14 protein-coding genes and 1 riboswitch are annotated in these 16,010 nt (G+C 67.8%); of the genes, 10 read left to right on the plus strand and 4 right to left on the minus strand.

Features of this window, described 5'->3' with window-relative positions:
• The first annotated feature begins 132 nt into the window (after nt 1-132).
• Entirely contained in the window at nt 133-1,689 is a 1,557-nt protein-coding gene (locus G6N08_RS04485; RefSeq protein ID WP_163754792.1) for an amino acid permease, read from the plus strand.
• Between the two features lie 126 nt (nt 1,690-1,815).
• On the opposite strand, the gene G6N08_RS04490 is transcribed toward G6N08_RS04485, so the two are convergent.
• The 3 genes from G6N08_RS04490 to G6N08_RS04500 all read right to left on the minus strand — a co-directional run bounded on the left by G6N08_RS04490 (nt 1,816) and on the right by G6N08_RS04500 (nt 5,727).
• A complete protein-coding gene (locus tag G6N08_RS04490; protein WP_163754794.1) occupies nt 1,816-3,414 on the minus strand; it encodes a PPE domain-containing protein in 1,599 nt (532 codons plus the stop codon).
• A gap of 365 nt (nt 3,415-3,779) precedes the next feature.
• Nucleotides 3,780-3,988: riboswitch (cobalamin riboswitch) on the minus strand.
• A gap of 75 nt (nt 3,989-4,063) precedes the next feature.
• Complete coding sequence (locus tag G6N08_RS04495; protein WP_163754796.1) at nt 4,064-4,606, minus strand: nucleotidyltransferase family protein; 543 nt, start codon at nt 4,604-4,606, stop codon at nt 4,064-4,066.
• Nucleotides 4,603-5,727, minus strand: a complete 1,125-nt coding sequence (locus G6N08_RS04500) for an XdhC family protein (protein WP_170301261.1) — start codon at nt 5,725-5,727, stop codon at nt 4,603-4,605. Before G6N08_RS04500 ends, G6N08_RS04495 begins: the two co-directional genes overlap by 4 nt.
• Before the next feature lie 168 nt (nt 5,728-5,895).
• Here G6N08_RS04500 and G6N08_RS04505 point away from each other — a divergent pair, with 168 nt between their 5' ends.
• From G6N08_RS04505 to G6N08_RS04545, 9 genes are all read left to right on the plus strand, one after another.
• Complete coding sequence (locus G6N08_RS04505) at nt 5,896-8,223, plus strand: xanthine dehydrogenase family protein molybdopterin-binding subunit (RefSeq protein WP_163754798.1); 2,328 nt, start codon at nt 5,896-5,898, stop codon at nt 8,221-8,223.
• Nucleotides 8,224-8,226: 3 nt separating this feature from the next.
• Entirely contained in the window at nt 8,227-8,853 is a 627-nt protein-coding gene (locus tag G6N08_RS04510) for an SRPBCC family protein (protein WP_163754800.1), read from the plus strand.
• Nucleotides 8,850-9,734, plus strand: a complete 885-nt coding sequence (locus tag G6N08_RS04515; protein WP_163756689.1) for an FAD binding domain-containing protein — start codon at nt 8,850-8,852, stop codon at nt 9,732-9,734. The genes G6N08_RS04510 and G6N08_RS04515 overlap by 4 nt, the downstream gene beginning before the upstream one ends.
• Nucleotides 9,727-10,233 (plus strand): (2Fe-2S)-binding protein, encoded by a 507-nt coding sequence (locus tag G6N08_RS04520; RefSeq protein ID WP_163754801.1) that lies wholly within the window; start codon nt 9,727-9,729, stop codon nt 10,231-10,233. Before G6N08_RS04515 ends, G6N08_RS04520 begins: the two co-directional genes overlap by 8 nt.
• 84 nt (nt 10,234-10,317) lie before the next feature.
• Complete coding sequence (locus G6N08_RS04525) at nt 10,318-10,857, plus strand: hypothetical protein (protein WP_163754802.1); 540 nt, start codon at nt 10,318-10,320, stop codon at nt 10,855-10,857.
• Nucleotides 10,858-10,877: 20 nt separating this feature from the next.
• On the plus strand, nt 10,878-11,807 hold the full coding sequence (locus G6N08_RS04530; RefSeq protein ID WP_163754804.1) for an LLM class F420-dependent oxidoreductase: 930 nt from the start codon (nt 10,878-10,880) through the stop codon (nt 11,805-11,807).
• 46 nt (nt 11,808-11,853) lie between these two features.
• Nucleotides 11,854-12,363 carry a hypothetical protein gene (locus tag G6N08_RS04535; protein ID WP_163754807.1) on the plus strand — a complete coding sequence of 170 codons (510 nt, stop codon included), beginning with the start codon at nt 11,854-11,856 and terminating at the stop codon, nt 12,361-12,363.
• Nucleotides 12,364-12,465: 102 nt separating this feature from the next.
• Nucleotides 12,466-13,113, plus strand: a complete 648-nt coding sequence (locus tag G6N08_RS20230; RefSeq protein WP_174813250.1) for an oligopeptide transporter substrate-binding protein — start codon at nt 12,466-12,468, stop codon at nt 13,111-13,113.
• 87 nt (nt 13,114-13,200) lie between these two features.
• Nucleotides 13,201-13,347 carry a hypothetical protein gene (locus G6N08_RS04545; protein WP_163754809.1) on the plus strand — a complete coding sequence of 49 codons (147 nt, stop codon included), beginning with the start codon at nt 13,201-13,203 and terminating at the stop codon, nt 13,345-13,347.
• A gap of 126 nt (nt 13,348-13,473) precedes the next feature.
• On the opposite strand, the gene G6N08_RS21030 is transcribed toward G6N08_RS04545, so the two are convergent.
• Entirely contained in the window at nt 13,474-15,699 is a 2,226-nt protein-coding gene (locus G6N08_RS21030) for a PE family protein (RefSeq protein WP_163754811.1), read from the minus strand.
• Between the last annotated feature and the right edge of the window lie 311 nt (nt 15,700-16,010).

Genomic DNA, 16,010 nt, shown 5'->3' on the forward strand with positions numbered 1-16,010 from the left:
CTGCGAGGGCATGGGTTTGGCGATGATCGGCGGGCTGCCGGGGACCGGCGGGTTGCGGTAGCCTCGCAGCCAATCCGCTCCCCGGGTGTGCCCGGGTCGCAGCGTCGCACCACGCCACGCGAGAGGAACCTGATGCCGCCCCTGCCCCACACGCCTCGCGTCGCTGACACCGTGCTGCTCACCCGCGAGGACGCCGGCTATCACCACGACCTGCATCGCCGCCAGCTGCAGATGATCGCGATCGGCGGCGCTATCGGCACGGGGCTGTTCCTGGGAGCCGGAGGACGGCTGGCGTCGGCGGGGCCGGGCTTATTCCTGGTCTACGGGATCTGCGGGAGTTTCGTATTCCTGATCTTGCGGGCGCTGGGCGAACTTGTGCTGCACCGCCCCTCGTCGGGCTCGTTCGTGTCCTACGCCCGCGAGTTCTACGGGGAGAAAGCGGCGTTCGTCGCGGGCTGGATGTATTTCCTGAACTGGGCGATGACCGGGATCGTGGACAGCACCGCGATCGCCAACTACCTGCATTACTGGAAAGCGTTAAACGCGGTGCCGCAGTGGGCCTTTGCGCTGATCGCCCTGATGGCGGTGGTGTCGGTGAACATGATCTCGGTGAAGGCCTTCGGCGAACTGGAGTTCTGGGCAGCGCTGATCAAGGTCGTGGCGCTGACCGCGTTCCTGGTGGTCGGGCTCGTCTTTGTGCTCGGGCGTTTCCAGGTCGACGGTCGCGACACCGGCTTCGGCCTGTGGAGCGATCACGGCGGGTTCTTGCCGACCGGGCTACTGCCTTTGGTGCTCGTCACTTCGGGAGTGGTGTTCGCTTATGCGGCCGTGGAGCTGATCGGCACCGCCGCCGGGGAGACCGCCGAACCGGAAAAGATCATGCCCCGGGCCATCAACGCGGTGGTGACCCGGATCGGGGTCTTCTATGTCGGGTCGGTCGCCCTGCTGGCGCTGCTGTTGCCCTACACCGCTTACCGCGCACATGAAAGCCCGTTCGTCACGTTTTTCTCCAAGATCGGTTTCACCGGCGCCGGCTCGGTGATGAACGTCGTGGTCCTCACCGCGGCGTTCTCCAGCCTGAACGCGGGACTGTATTCGACCGGCCGGATTTTGCGGTCGATGGCGGTCAACGGCAGCGGCCCGAAGTTCACCGCGCGGATGTCGCGCAACGGCGTACCCTATGCCGGCATCTTGCTGACCAGCACGATCGGGCTGTTCGGTGTCGTGCTCAACGCGGTCAAACCTGGCCAGGCCTTCGAGATTGTCCTCAACATCGCCGCTTTGGGCATCATGGCGGCCTGGGCCACGATCGTGGCTTGCCAGTTGCGGCTGTACCGGCTGACAAAGGCCGGCATCATGCAGCGGCCGCGATTCCGCATGCCGCTGGCTCCCTACAGCGGCTACCTCACCTTGGCTTTCCTGGCCGCTGTGCTCGTGTTGATGATGTTCGACGCCCAACGCGGCCCCTGGATCATTGCGACGCTGGGGATCGGAGTGCCGGCCCTCATCGGGGGCTGGTACCTGGTGCGGGACCGGGTGCAGGCCACCGCCGCGGAAATCCCCACCCACCCCGGCGACACTGCGACCGCGGCGGACATCGCAGCCGTGGCCGAGCTGCCGATCGCGGCGGACGGCCCGGCCACCGGGGATTTGCCGGTAGCCGCCAACCCGGCGGACCACAAGGACTGAGACCGGCCGGCCGCGGCGCCGCGCAGCCCGGCCGCTCAGGCGGCGCCGGGCACGCGACCAGTGGCGGACCGATCGTCAGCCGCGTGCCGCCCGCGCCAGCACCCGACGAGCGGTGCGTGACCGTCCTCACGGGCCCCAGGTGCCCGGCATCATCGGCATGTGCGGGCCGCTGCCGAATTCGTCGGGCAACGTGGTCAATCCCGCTGCGGCAGCGGCGGTCTGCTTAGCCGCGGTACCGGCAAAACCAAGCGGTTTCCCACCCTGATCTGAAGCCGTGACACTTTCTGGCTCCCGATTCAGGTATTCGTAGCCGCGCCCGCGTTCGTTGACCTGTGTCCGCCGGCGACGGTGCAGGTGTGCCTTCTCTGGGGGCGCCGCCGCGGCTGCCGGGGCCGCGGCGGCGGCGGGCTTCGACGCTATCTTCTTGACGCGGGAACCCGACGCGGTCTGCGAACCTATGCTCAGATCACCCACCAGGTAGGGGAAGGATCCCGGGCCTGCAGGTGGGGGCGGTGGCGGCGAAGCGCCGGGCACGGCGGGCGCGGAAGTCGCAGGCGGCGGTGGGGGCGGGGCCGGGGCTGTGACCGAAGCAGGGGTCGGATGTGGAAACAGCGGCGGGCTCGAGGCCGGGGTGAACGCCGCGGGCACCGGGATCGACACCGACGCCGGGTGCACCAGACCAACCAGTCCTGTCAAACCCGTGCAACCGCCGATGGCCCCCATGGGCGTGGCCAGCGCGGGAAACGCCGCACCCATCGGCAACAACGGAGTCGTCGTGGCCACAAAATACAGATACTGCAGCAGCTGAGTACTCCAGTCGAAGAAGACCTCGATCGCGTAAACCCCCGACGCGAACATCAACAGCGGCGTGTTATTCCCAATCGCCGCCACCACTCCTTCATACCCAGACCAGTAGATGCCGGGTAAGGACAGCAGAGATTCCGTTGCCCCAAGGAGGTTCAACGGTTGGCCGGTGGTGAAACTGGTGGGTGGACTGAGGATGTACGCGATCATCGCCTGCAGATTCGCAAGGCTCTCGAAGTCATAGAATGGTTCGCCGACATAGTAGGGCGGGCCGGTGAGCCGAGGGCCGAGAATCTGATCGATGAGCTGGTCCAGCTGTGCAAAGACGGTGAATATCGACTTCGCTGGAGAGGCCGGGTCGGAAGAGACTGGCGCAGCATCGGATTTCACGATCGAAGGTGCAGGCGTGGTCTGTGGCGTCGCCGCCACCGCCGCGTTGGTCACACCCTGGTAGGTGCTCATGACGGTGGCGGCCTGAACCCACATCCGCACATAGTCGGCTTCATTGAGCGCAATCGGAATGGTGTTGATCCCGAAGAAATTCGTGGCGACCAACGCCGCATGGACGGCGTGGTTGGCGGCTAGCTCCCCCAACGTCGGCATGGCCGCCAGCGCGGTGGTGTAGGCGCTGGCCGCGGTTTCGTGCTGAGCGGCCATCGCCGCGCTGTCGGCGCTGGCCTTTCTCAGCCACGCCAGATACGGGACATGAGCGGCCACATACGATTCCGCACTGCGCCCCGCCCAGGCTCCGGCCTGCACCGACGCCGTAACCGCGCCGAGTTCGTCGGCCGCCGAGGCGTATTCGGCGCTCAACGAATGCCACGCCCCGGCCGCTGTGAGGTACGATCCCGGCCCCGGGCCGCTGCTCAGCAACGCCGAATGCACCTCCGGTGGCGAGGACATCCAGATCGGCGCGGTCATCGCACGCCAGCCGCGTGCAGAGACGACCACGCCGTTCCGCCACGATCGACCCGATCCGGGCCAAGCGCGGCCCATAATGGATGGCGCAGACCGAAGTCACCAGATACCAGTCGGGCACGATTCACTGCGCCCGCCTTTTCGGCGACGCACCCGGGTTGCCGGTCTTTGCCGGCGCAGGGCGGGTCACACAAGGCTGCGGTGCATGGTGAAGGAGTCATCAAAACGCCCCTCAGTACGACGGGATGCTCGCCGCCCTACGAGACGTTTGGCCGCCGGAGCCGATCACGCGCCGTCAAAACGGCATCCGCTCGGCACCCGCTTACGGCGATCCGCCCAATCCACGAGGCGACGCGCTGCCGGACACGGCGCGCCCGGCACAACTGGCAGGTCTTCGGACTCGCAGGCCCACACCGAAAACGGTGCTCCTACTAACCGTCGCTTCCCAGCCCCAGACATCTGCCGCGGACCAGTGCTCCTGACGGCGGTCGTTCCTGCATACCGCTGCGGGACAGTCCCGGATTCGCACCGGGTTCCCTCTCACGGCGGACCCGTACCAGCATCCGCCGCTCGATGCCGTTGCCACACAGTGTGACCGCGGCAAACCAGTTGCGCACGACATACTACGTGCCCCGGCACCCCGTTGGTTTCCTCACCCCGGCTCGTCGATGTCGCGGCCGCTGGCGAGGTCGCTGCAGTCGACGACCTCCACGTCGCCGCGGGCGCGCAGGTAGGCGCCCGCACCGTGATCGCCGCTGATGCTGGCCAGGACGGTCGGCCAGTGGCGGCGGGCGATGACTACCGGATGACCGGGACGCGCGCCGAAATAGGCGCGTGCCAGCCCACTACCAGAGGCCAACGCCCGCTTAAGAACTCGCGCGATTACCGCGGGACCCACATCGGGGGTGTCGACGACGTGCAACACGGCGTAGGCCGCGTCGATCCGTTCGGCCTGGGTCAGCCCGGCGCGCACCGAGGCGCTCAGACCCTCCTGCCAGTCGGGCACGCTGACCACGGTGACCCCCGGCGGCGCCGGCACGGCAGCCGCCCCGACAACCACAATGACCTCGGTGCAGCCGCCGGAACGTAACGCCGTCACCGCGATATCCAGCCAGCCGTCGACCAGCACCTTGGGCATTCCGTAGCGGCGTCCGGCGCCGGCGGCTAACAGCACCCCGGCGATGCGGGGAGTCATGGCATCGGGTCGTGGTGAATGCGGCCATCCAGCTCAGTGAGTGGTCTGCCACCGCCGCCCCAGCAGCGCGCGATGATCTCCGCGGCGATCGACACCGCGGTCTCTTCCGGGGTGCGAGCACCCAGGTCCAGGCCGATCGGGCTGGCCAGCCGGCTCAGCTCGGCATCGGTCAGCCCCGCCGCGCGTAATCGGTTCAGCCGCTCATGGTGGGTGCGACGCGAGCCCATGGCACCGACGTAGCCGACATCGAGGCGCAACGCCACCCGCAGCAGCGGTACGTCGAATTTGGGGTCATGCGTGAGTACGCAGATCACGGTCCGGGCGTCGATCGCGCCCTGCTCGGCCTGCGCCGTCAGGTAGCGGTGCGGCCAGTCGATGACGACCTCATCGGCGGTGGGGAACCGCGCGGGTGTCGCAAAGATCGCCCGCGCGTCGCACACGGTCACCCGGTAGCCCAGAAAACTGCCCTGGCGGGCCAAGGCCGCGGCGAAGTCGATCGCGCCGAAGATCAGCATTCGCGGCGGCGGTGCGTGGCTGGCCACGAATACCTCCATGCCGACGTCTTGGCGCTGCCCGTCTGCGCCGTAGCTGAGCACCGTGGAGCGGCCCGCGGCCAGCAGCCCCCGGGCGTCGTCGGTGACGGCGGCGTCGGCGCGCGCCGAGCCCAGCGATCCGTGCACCGAATCCGCGGTGATGACCAGTTTGCGTCCCAGCCGGCCGGGGTCGGGATGGGCGATGACCGTGGCGACGGCGGTCGGGCGGTGCGCGGCGAGATCGTCGGCCACCACCTGCAATTGCGGGAAGGAACGCCGCGATATCGGTTCGGCGAAGACATCGATCTCCCCGCCGCAGGTGAGACCGACCGCGAACGGGTCGTCGGCACTGGCACCGTAGCGCTGCAGTTGCGGACGTCCGGATCGCCGCACCTCGGCGGCGAGTTCGTAGACCGCCGCCTCGACACAACCGCCCGAAACCGACCCGGCCACTGTCCCGTCCGGCCCCACGACCAGCACCGCCCCTGGTGGCCTTGGTGCTGAGTGCCGGGTGCGGACCACGGTGGCGACACCGGCGGTGTCACCGGCACGCCAGATCGTCATCAGCTCGCCGAGTACATCACGCACGATCGCTGACGTTAGTGCGGGAGGTGCCCATTCGGCGTGCGATAATGTCACTCTCGTTTTTGACAGATTGCTTCTCGATGTACGATAACCACCCTTCTATAGTTTTAGTGAGGGGTAGTCCGGCGCATTGACACAGACCCGAACAGCCGTCGGATGGGAGCGATTGCCATGACCCGGCCGCGCGAACAAACCGCCACCTCCCGCTACGTCGGCACCCGGGTCCAGCGGGTGGAAGACGCCCGACTGCTGACCGGCCACGGCACGTTCGTCGACGATGTCACCCGGCCCGGCATGCTGCATGCCTGCTTCGTCCGCAGCCCGTTCGCCCGGGCCCGCATCAACGGGATCGACGCCTCGGCGGCCCTGGCGCTGCCCGGTGTACACGCCGTGTTCACCGCCGCAGACCTCAACCCCGACGTCAAAGAAGCCTGGCACGCGGTGGCGGGCAAGGATGTTCCCGATACTCCGCGGCCGCCGCTGGCTGAAGGCGAGGCGAAGTTCGTGGGCGACCCGGTGGCCCTGGTGATCGCCGAAAACCGCTACATCGCCGAGGACGCAACGGACTTAGTGGAAGTCGACTTCGGGCCGCTGCCGGCGATCGCCGACTTCACGAAGGCGCAAACGTCGGACATCCTGGTGCACGAGGGATACCCCGGCAACATCGCGGGCGGACTGTCCGGGGCTCCGCCGGACGAAGAGGTTTTCGCAGCGGCTCCTTGTGTGGTCTCCGAGACCATCTCTCAGCAGATCTATGCGCCGGTGCCGATCGAAACCCTCGGCATCGTGGTCGAATGGCAGGCCCCCTCTGAAGAGTTGACCATCTGGGCCTCCACCCAGACCCCGCATGAGCTGCGAGCGTTCGCCGCACGGCTGCTGGGCATTCCCGCCCAGCGGGTACGGGTGATCATGCGTGACACCGGTGGCGGGTTCGGCCAGAAGGTCGTCCCGATGCGCGAAGACATGTGCATCATGCTGGCCGCGCGCAAACTGCCCGCCGCGCTCAAATGGATCGAGGACCGCCGAGAGAACCTGATGTCGGCCGGCCAGGCCAGGCATGTAACCGGCAGGGCCCGAATGGCTTTCGACGAGGATGGCAGCATCTTGGCCGCCGACATCGACTTCGTCCAAGACGTCGGCGCCTACCCGACGCCCTATCCAGTACTGACGGCGGCCGCGATCGGCATGTTCTTCCCCGGGCCCTACCGTGTGCCCAAGGCCAGCTTCAACTACACGACGGTCTTCTCCAACACGGCCGGCCTGGCGGCCTATCGCGGTCCGTGGCAATTCGAGTCGTTGTCCCGGGAAATCTTGCTCGACATCGCCGCCCGCAAACTGGGGATGGATCCGGTCGAGCTGCGCCGTAAAAACCTGCTGCGCGCCGATGAGATGCCCTACGTCAACCCCAACGGCATGCCGTATGACCATGTCGCGCCCAGCGACACCTTCGAGCAGGCGGTGAAGATCCTCGACCACGAGGGCTTCCGCAAGCAGCAGCGGGACGCGCTGGCGCAGGGCCGCTATCTGGGGCTGGGCTTCGCCGCCTATATCGAACCGACCGGCGCCGCAACCGGCCATCTGGGCACTGAGGGCGCCACCATCCGCGTGGAGCCGACGGGTAAGGTCAACGTCTACGTCAACGGCGGATCCACCGGCAACAGCATCGAGACCACCGTCGTGCAGCTGACCGCCGACGCGCTGGGGGCCGATATCGATGATGTGGCCACCATCCAGGGTGATACTGCGGTCACCCCCTACGGTGCCGGCACCCAGGGCAGCCGCAGCGGCCCGATGACCGCCGGCGCGATCCACGAAGCCGGCACGCTGCTGCGCCGGCAGATCACCGCAATGGCCGCGCACTATCTCGGCGTGGACGACTCGGCGATCGAGCTGGCCAACTCACGTGCCAGCGTTCGTGACGATCCTTCCAGAAGCGTGACTTTCGCCGAGCTCGCCTACCGCGCCTACTACCAGCCGCAGCAGTTGCCGCCGGGGATGTCGGCCTCGCTGGAGGCCACCGCCCGGTTCACCTCGCAGGCACCCATCCATTGGGCCAACGCAACACATGCCTGCACCTGTGAGGTCGACGTGGCCACCGGCAAGGTCACTCTGACGCGCTACATCGTCAGCGAAGATGTCGGCCCAATGATCAACCCGACGGTCGTGGAAGGTCAGATCGCCGGAGGCACCGTGCAGGGTATCGGTGGCGCACTGCTGGAAAACCTCGCCTATGACGACGACGGCAACCCACTGGCCACCACCTTCGTCGACTACCTGCTGCCCACAACCACCGAGGTGCCGCCCATCGAGTTCGGCCATGTCGAGATTCCCGGCCCCGGGGTCGGCGGCTACAAGGGCGTCGGTGAGGGCGGAGCGATCGGTTCGACGCCGGCGGTGATCAACGCGATCAACGATGCGCTGGCGCCGCTGGGCGTGACCATCACCCGGCTGCCCGCCAGTCCGGCAGCCATTGTCGCACTGCTTGCAGACAAAGGATGACAAGTGGAGTTAACCAACGAGTTCCGTGTTCCGGTTCGGGTGGGCCAGGCCTGGGAAGTTCTGACCGATGTGCAGCGGATAGCGCCGTGCTTGCCGGGTGCGCAGGTACTCAGTGTTGACGGGGACGAGTTCACCGGCACAGTTAAGGTCAAGGTGGGCCCGATCACGGTGCAGTACAAAGGCAAAGCTGTCTTCGAACACAAGGACAGCTCAACCCACCGCGCGGTGATCAGGGCCAGCGGCAAAGAGATTCGTGGCCAGGGCAACGCCGCCGCGGTGGTCACCGCCGAGCTGAAGGAGGACGGCGACAGCACAACTTGCCTGTTGACCACCGACCTCACCATTTCCGGCAAAGCCGCTCAGTTCGGGCGCGGCGTATTAGCCGATGTGGCAAACAAACTCATCGCACAGTTCGCCGAGCGTCTCGAGGAAGACTTGCTGTCGCAGGCCAATTCGGCCGCACAACCGCAACCTGCGCAGCCGATATCGAGCGGAGCGGCCCGCGGAACAGAGCCGATCAAGATCGTGTCGGTGGTCGCCGGGCCGCTCGCCAGACGGGCAGCACCGGTGCTGGCCGGGCTGCTTGTCGGCGCTGTGATGGGGTGGCTGCTGGGCCGGCGCAGCTCATGAAACCCGCCGCGTTCGACTATCACCGCCCCGATAGTGTCGAAGAGGCGGTGTCGCTGCTGGCCGAGTTGGGCGAGGACGCCAAGATCCTCGCCGGCGGACAAAGCCTGGTACCGATGCTGTCGCTGCGACTGGCGTTCTTCGACCACCTGATCGACATCTCGCGGCTGGATGAGCTCAAAGGCATCGAGCGCCGGGGTGACGCGCTGTGGATCGGGGCTGGGACCACCGACGCGACCGTCGGAGCCGATCGACAGGTCAGCGCCGCGGTGCCGCTGCTTACTCGGGTGACGCCATTTGTCGGGCATTTCCAGATCCGCAACCGCGGCACGTTCGGCGGTTCGATCGCACACGCCGACCCGGCAGCCGAATACCCAACCGTGGCACTGACACTCGACGCGGTGATGGAAGCGGTATCACCGCGGGGGCGACGGGAGATCGCAGCCGCTGATTTCTTCACCGGACTGTGGGAAACCGCGCTGGAGCCCGACGAAGTTCTGACTGGCGTCCGATTCCCGTTGTCCAACAGCAGGTCGGGTTTCGGTGTCCACGAGTTCGCCCGTCGCCATGGTGATTTTGCTATCGCGGGGTCAGTAGTTGCCGTGCGGCTTGAGGAGGACCGGGTGTCGCACTGCGCGATCGGCTTGATGGGCTTGGGTTCCACGCCGCGGCGGGCGGCGGCGGCGGAGGCCGCGGTTCTCGGCATGCCGCTTGGCGAGCTGGACCCCAAGCAGATCGGCGAACTGGCGATGAGCGGTCTCGACGACGTTCCCGCCGACCTGCAGGGGTCGGCATCGTACCGCGCTCGGGTCGGCGCCGTCATGACCGCGCGTGCCTGGACCGACGCCGTCGCTGAAGCCGGCGGGGAGGCAACCCATGCATGAACAGCCCGTCCGGTTGTCGATCAACGGACGTCCCACCGAAGCCAGTGTCGAACCGCGGATGACGCTGGCGGATTTCCTGCGCGAGAAGTGCGGCCTGACCGGTACTCATCTGGGTTGTGAGCACGGCGCCTGCGGGGCCTGCACGGTGTTGCTGGACGGCGATGCGGTGCGTTCGTGCCTGCTGTTCGCGGTACAGGTCGACGGGATGGAGGTGACGACGGTGGAGGGTATCGCCGCTCCGGACGGTGAACTCTCGCCGGTACAGTCGGCGTTGCGCGAGTGCCATGGGCTGCAGTGTGGTTTCTGTACACCGGGGTTTGTCATGTCGATCACCGCGCTGCTGCGCACCAACCCGCACCCATCCGACACCGAGATCCGCGAGGGCCTGTCCGGAAACTTCTGCCGGTGCACCGGCTACCAGGGCATCGTCGCCGCCGTGCACCGCGCCGCTGAACTGATGCGCGCTGTCGAGCCGGCCCCGGCCACCCATCGGGGTTAACAGCTTCCCGGGCAGCGTTGGGCTCAACGGCTGCGCGCGTCACTACAGTCACTGGCGTCACACACTGCGTAGGCTGGCTCTGATATGTCGCTGATCCTTCGTGGTGGTGAACGCGCACGCAGCTGCGGGTGTCTGCTGGTGGCGGGCGCGGCGCTGCTGGGCGGATGCAGCGTGACCGTCGACGGCAAACCGGTGGGGTCACCGCATGCGGCCGCGCCGTCCCACCCGACCCGCGGGCCGGCCCCGCCGCCGGCCCCGACCGCCCCGAGCCCGCCACCCGGTGCGATTCCGCTTCAGCCTGATAAGAACGGTTACGTGTTCATCGAAACCAAGTCCGGGCAGACACGTTGCCAGATCGCGGTCGACAACGTCGGCTGCGAGGCACCGTTCACCAACTCCCCGATTGAGGATGGCGTGCACGCCAACGGCGTCAACATCACCGCCGACGGTACCGTGCAGTGGGTTTTGGGCAATCTCGGCGCCATACCCACCGTCACCATCGACTATCGCAGGTATGACGCGCAGGGCTGGACAATCGATGCCACCGCCGAGGGCACCCGCTTCACCAACGACCGCACCGGACACGGCATGTTCGTCAGCCTCGACAAGGTGGACACGTACTGACGCGGTTTACCCTGACGCTAATGGATTTCCGGGTATTCATCGAACCTCAGCAGGGCGCCAGCTACACCGACCAGCTCGCGGTCGCCCAGGCCGCGGAAAAACTCGGCTTTTCGGGTTTCTTCCGATCCGACCACTACCTCGCCATGAGCGGCGACGGGATGCCCGGACCGACCGATTCGTGGGTGACCTTGGGCGCCATCGCCCGAGAGACATCCTCGATCCGGCTCGGGACACTGGTCACGTCGGCGACCTTCCGTCATCCCGGGCCGCTTGCCGTCGCGGTCGCCCAGGTCGACGCCATGTCCGGCGGCCGTGTGGAGATGGGTCTCGGCACCGGTTGGTTCCAACGGGAACATCAGGCCTACGGGATCCCCTTTCCGCCGGCGGGCGAACGATTCGCCCGGTTGACGGAACAACTCGAGATCATCACCGGGCTGTGGAAGACACCCCTTGGGGAGACGTTCGACTACGCCGGAGCCCATTACGCCCTCAACGACTCGCCCGCATTGCCCAAACCTGTCCAGCGGCCCCATCCACCGATCATCATCGGCGGGCTGGGCGCCAACCGGACACCGCAGCTCGCCGCGACGTTCGCCGACGAGTTCAACGTGCCGTTCGCGAGACTGGAAACCATCCGCAACCAATACCAACGCGTTCAGACCATGGCCGCATCGGTGGCCCGCGCCCCGGGTTCGATCACCTACTCGGCGGCGTTCGTCGTATGCGCTGGACGCGACGATGCGGAGATCACCCGCCGCGCCGATGCTATCCGGCGGGATGTTGCTGAGCTGCGCGTGAACTCCCCGCTGGTGGGCACGCCGGCCGAAATCGTTGACCGGCTCGGGCCGGTCGCCGACGCCGGGGTGCAACGGATCTACCTCCAGCTGCTCGACCTGTCAGACCTGGACCATCTCGAGCTGGTCGCCGCCGAGGTGATACGCCAGCTTTGAGCCGAAGCTCACCATTGGGCCTGCGGCAGTCAGTACGATCGGGTGCGTGGCATCTAACGTCCCGCCGGACGACTTCAGCAACCAGCCAACTCAGCACGCCAATTTCGGCGCGCTGCCGCGCGAAACGGCCGGACCGATCGAAAGCGAGCCGTTCGAGCCGGAACCCCTCCCCTGGTACCGCAAGCCCAGGGCGCTGATTGCCTGGGCCTTATTCGTCTTGGTCCTCATCGCGCTGATCATCTACGGCATCCTCCAGCTCATTAAAGGGGGTCCCAGCCGCCCTACCCCCACCCCGACCCCGAGTCCGACCAGCACGACCACGACCACACCGAGAACCACCACGCCCGTGACCACAACCACCGCACCGACGAGCGCGACGACACCGGCACCGCCGCCACCCGCCACCGGGCCGGTCACACAACCGCCGCAGCGGCCACCTGAGCAGCTTCCGCATCGCCCGCACCTGCCGGAGGAGATTCCGAGGCTGCCCCCGCTCCCCTCGGTGATAACGCTGCCCCAGATGCCGACCGTGATCACGCTGCCACCCGGTCTTTGACCCCGGCCGCCCCGTATTCCGTCGCAACAGCTCGGCAACGACCGCGACACCACCCGCGTGGCGACGGTGTTTTCCGCACCGGAGCCGATACCATCAGCGGCCGTGGCAGGCTACGGCCCTTCCGGTTACGGCGACGACGAACCGACACAGTACGCCGCTAACTATCGGGAGAGCAGCGACCAGCCGACCGCGTATGCGGCCGGCTACAGCGCCTATGGCGCCGAGCCCGGATACGGTGCGGGCGTTGATTACGGGGAGGGCACCGAGCAGTCCGAGCCGCAAACCACCCCCTGGTATCGCAAGCCCGTGACGCTGATCGGGTGGGGCGTACTGGTCGGGGTTCTGATCGCGGTGATCGGCTACGGCGTCGTCGTGCTGTCGAGGGGCAACCACGGCGGTGCACCCGCCACCACAACCCCGTCGGCACCGGCCACGACAACCATCCCGCCCGCCACCACGACCGCCGCGCCGATCGCGCCCGCTACGACCCCGCCGACCACCACCCCAGCGCCGACGACGACCACCACCACCACAGCGCCGACGACGACCACCACAACGCCGACGACGACCACCACCACGACCACCACGACCACGACCACGACCACCACGACCACGACCACGACCACCACGACGGCGACGACCACCACAACGCCGACCACCAGCGCAGCTGCACCGGGGGCCTTCAACCCGCCGTCGCAGATCACGTTGCCGCCGCTGCCGACCGCGATTCCCCTGCCTCCCGGCCTGTGAGGCGCTGACCTGGCCGGTATGCAGCCGTAGTCCGACGTTGTTCAGCCGGGCTCAGCAGCGCCTTGGCCGAACTCGACCGGAGCGCTCATGCCGCGCGACCACCTCGGTCCCCACGCCGGCGTGCACTGCGGGTGGCAGCTGCGGATGCGGGATCCGATCACGATGGCCGCGAACACAATTCACCACCCGACGGAGTTCGACGGCCACGTGAAACAACCGCTATATCTGGGCTGACAGACACAGGTCATCAGGGCCGATCGGTGACTCCTCGGTGATGCGCGCGGCCGCGGCTTCCGTTCGTGCAGTGCATGTCACCGGGCTGCTACGGCACGGTGAACGCATCGGCACTGCCCACAGCCGCTACGACGCCAGGTTCGCCCCCGGTGCCGCCGGCGGTGGCGGGTTGTAGACCGGCACCGGGTTCTCGGCCGAGTTGCCGCCGAGCCCGCCGACGCCGGGAGCGGTGTTGCCGTCGCTGGCCGGCCCTATGGAGCCTCCGATGTTGCCGACCGGACCGTTACCGGGCACGCCGGGCGCACCGTCCACGACCGGAGTGGTACCGCTGTTACCACCAGCCCCGCCTGTGCCGGCGGTTCCGCCAGTGCCGTCCGTCGAGGTGGCATTGCCGCCGAAGGTGCCCCAGCCTCCGTCACCGCCGGAGCCGCCCTCGCTGCCGTTGGCGCCGGCACCACCGTCCCCGCCGTTGCCGCCGACGCTGCCGCCCACACCGCCATAGCCGCCATCCCCACCATTGCCGCCGTTGCTGTCAATACCGGTCACCGTGCCGCCCGCGCCACCGGTTCCGCCGTTACCGCCGGTCAGACCGCCCGCACCGCCGTCACCACCGGGCCCGCCGGGCCCGCCGACACTGTACGCGCCACTATCGACGCCGGCGGCGCCGCCGGTACCGCCATTGCCGCCGGTGACGCTGCCAGCACCGCCATTCCCGGCGAAACCGCCAAACCCGCTGGTGCTCAAGCTGCCGCTGTCTGCACCGCCGGTCCCGCCGTTACCGCCGGTCCCGCCGGTCAGACTGCCGGCGCCGCCGACTCCACCGGTGCCGCCCATACCACCGTTACCTCCGGTGCCGCTGGGGCCGTTCACACCGACGCTGCCATCGGGTGACCCGACCCCGGCGGCCCCGCCTTGTCCGCCGGCTGCGTCGGTCCCCGCGTTGCCGCCGTCACCGCCGGTTCCGCCGGTACCACCGGTAACTCCTGTGCCCCCGGCGCCGCCGGTGCCACCGGTACCGCCGTCACCCTGCGGCCCGCCGCCGCCGCCGGGACCACCGGCGCCGCCGCCCCCGGTATGGCCGAAGATGCCGCCGGAACCACCGTTGCCACCGGCACCACCGGCCCCGCCGACACCACCATCGCCACCATTGCCCCCGGTGCCGCCGGCGCCGCCGGCACCACCGGTAGTGGAAGTGTTCACGCTGGTGACATTAGAGGTCGCATCCTCGGCGCTGACGCTACTAGTGGGCGCATTCGCCCCGGCCCCGCCGGTGCCGCCCATGCCGCCCGCACCACCGACCCCGCCGTCACCGCCGGCCCCACCGTTACCGCCGGCGCCGCCATCACCGATAAACGAGCCCGCAGCCCCACCGGCGCCACCGGCCCCACCGGCGCCGCCGGCGCCACCGACCCCGCCGTCACCGCCGGCCCCACCGGCGCCGCCCGCACCGTCATTGGTGCCCAACGCCCCGGCCGCGCCCTCCGTGCCGGTTGTGCCCGTGGTGCCGGTCGCCCCGCTCATTCCGGCCCCACCGTCACCACCAGGGCCGCCGTCACCGAACAACACCGCCGAACCACCCGCACCACCGGCCCCGCCGGCCTCACCCGCGGTGGCGGCGGCCGCGCCAGGGCCACCTTCACCACCATCGCCCAGCAGCAACCCACCGGTGCCCCCCGCACCACCAGCACCCCCAGCAATCCCGGCGCCGCCGGCGCCCCCATCACCGATCAGCCCGGCCGACCCCCCAATCCCGCCGGCACCCCCATCAACCCCGATCACCCCCGTCGCCCCGATACCGCCGTTACCGATCAAAAACCCGCCATCCCCCAGATTGCCGAACAACCCCGAGCTACCCAACAGCGAATCATTAGTCCCGGTGAAATCATTGATCCCGTTACCAATCAAATCCCGGCCAAACAACAACACAAACGGGGTGTTGATCACCTCATCAACAGGCCCCCCGATCGGGCTGGTGATCCAATCCTGAGCCACCCCGTTCACCACACTGTTGAGGTCTTGCACCACCCCCACCAGCGCCGCATCCACTCCGCCCAGCGGATCAACCGACACCGACGTGGCCGACCCCACATCAGCCAGCCCCCCGACACCCAGCGCCGCGGCGGCCCCACCCAGATCACTCATCCCCGCACTCAGCGCGCTCATCATCGGATCAATAATGGGATCGATGATCACATCCACAATGTCGGCCCGCGCCCCCGGCGCGGTAGCACCCGCGGCCACCATCAACCCCGCAGCCGCCGCACCCACACCAAAACCACGCACCACCACCCGCCGACGAGCATCCCCACCCGCCCGACGCCGCTGCCGCCGACTCCGCGAACCACCAGCCATGACCTACCCCACCTCTCACCCACCAGCCCACCTGCCTGAGCCCTGCCTAAGAACACGCTAAACCTGCCCGTCATTGCTCATATGCGAATTGAAAAAATATTTCGAGGAAAAAAAATTTTCACGGGTAGTGGTACCGAGTGGAAGTTGAGGATTGACCGGGCTGTGAACGCCCGCCGCTTGCTGACCGAACAGGTCGCTCTGACGGCGTTTAACCGGCGATCATAATCCTCATCCAGCAAACACCGACCATGGTGGATGAATCGATGGAAAGCGCCGCTCCACGCCGTCGAGGTCGCTTACCCGCATCAATG

Origin of the sequence: Mycobacterium botniense (assembly GCF_010723305.1) — a bacterium.
GTDB lineage: Bacteria > Actinomycetota > Actinomycetes > Mycobacteriales > Mycobacteriaceae > Mycobacterium > Mycobacterium botniense.

What these genes read in the sequence shown, in the direction of transcription:
- G6N08_RS04515 (WP_163756689.1), top strand. Translation starts at nt 8,850, where the DNA reads ATGAAACCCGCCGCGTTCGACTATCACCGCCCCGATAGTGTCGAAGAG.
- G6N08_RS04530 (WP_163754804.1), top strand. Translation starts at nt 10,878, where the DNA reads ATGGATTTCCGGGTATTCATCGAACCTCAGCAGGGCGCCAGCTACACC.
- G6N08_RS04505 (WP_163754798.1), top strand. Translation starts at nt 5,896, where the DNA reads ATGACCCGGCCGCGCGAACAAACCGCCACCTCCCGCTACGTCGGCACC.
- G6N08_RS04490 (WP_163754794.1), bottom strand. Translation starts at nt 3,414, where the DNA reads ATGACCGCGCCGATCTGGATGTCCTCGCCACCGGAGGTGCATTCGGCG.
- G6N08_RS21030 (WP_163754811.1), bottom strand. Translation starts at nt 15,699, where the DNA reads ATGGCTGGTGGTTCGCGGAGTCGGCGGCAGCGGCGTCGGGCGGGTGGG.
- G6N08_RS04525 (WP_163754802.1), top strand. Translation starts at nt 10,318, where the DNA reads ATGTCGCTGATCCTTCGTGGTGGTGAACGCGCACGCAGCTGCGGGTGT.
- G6N08_RS04485 (WP_163754792.1), top strand. Translation starts at nt 133, where the DNA reads ATGCCGCCCCTGCCCCACACGCCTCGCGTCGCTGACACCGTGCTGCTC.
- G6N08_RS04495 (WP_163754796.1), bottom strand. Translation starts at nt 4,606, where the DNA reads ATGACTCCCCGCATCGCCGGGGTGCTGTTAGCCGCCGGCGCCGGACGC.
- G6N08_RS04520 (WP_163754801.1), top strand. Translation starts at nt 9,727, where the DNA reads ATGCATGAACAGCCCGTCCGGTTGTCGATCAACGGACGTCCCACCGAA.
- G6N08_RS04545 (WP_163754809.1), top strand. Translation starts at nt 13,201, where the DNA reads ATGCCGCGCGACCACCTCGGTCCCCACGCCGGCGTGCACTGCGGGTGG.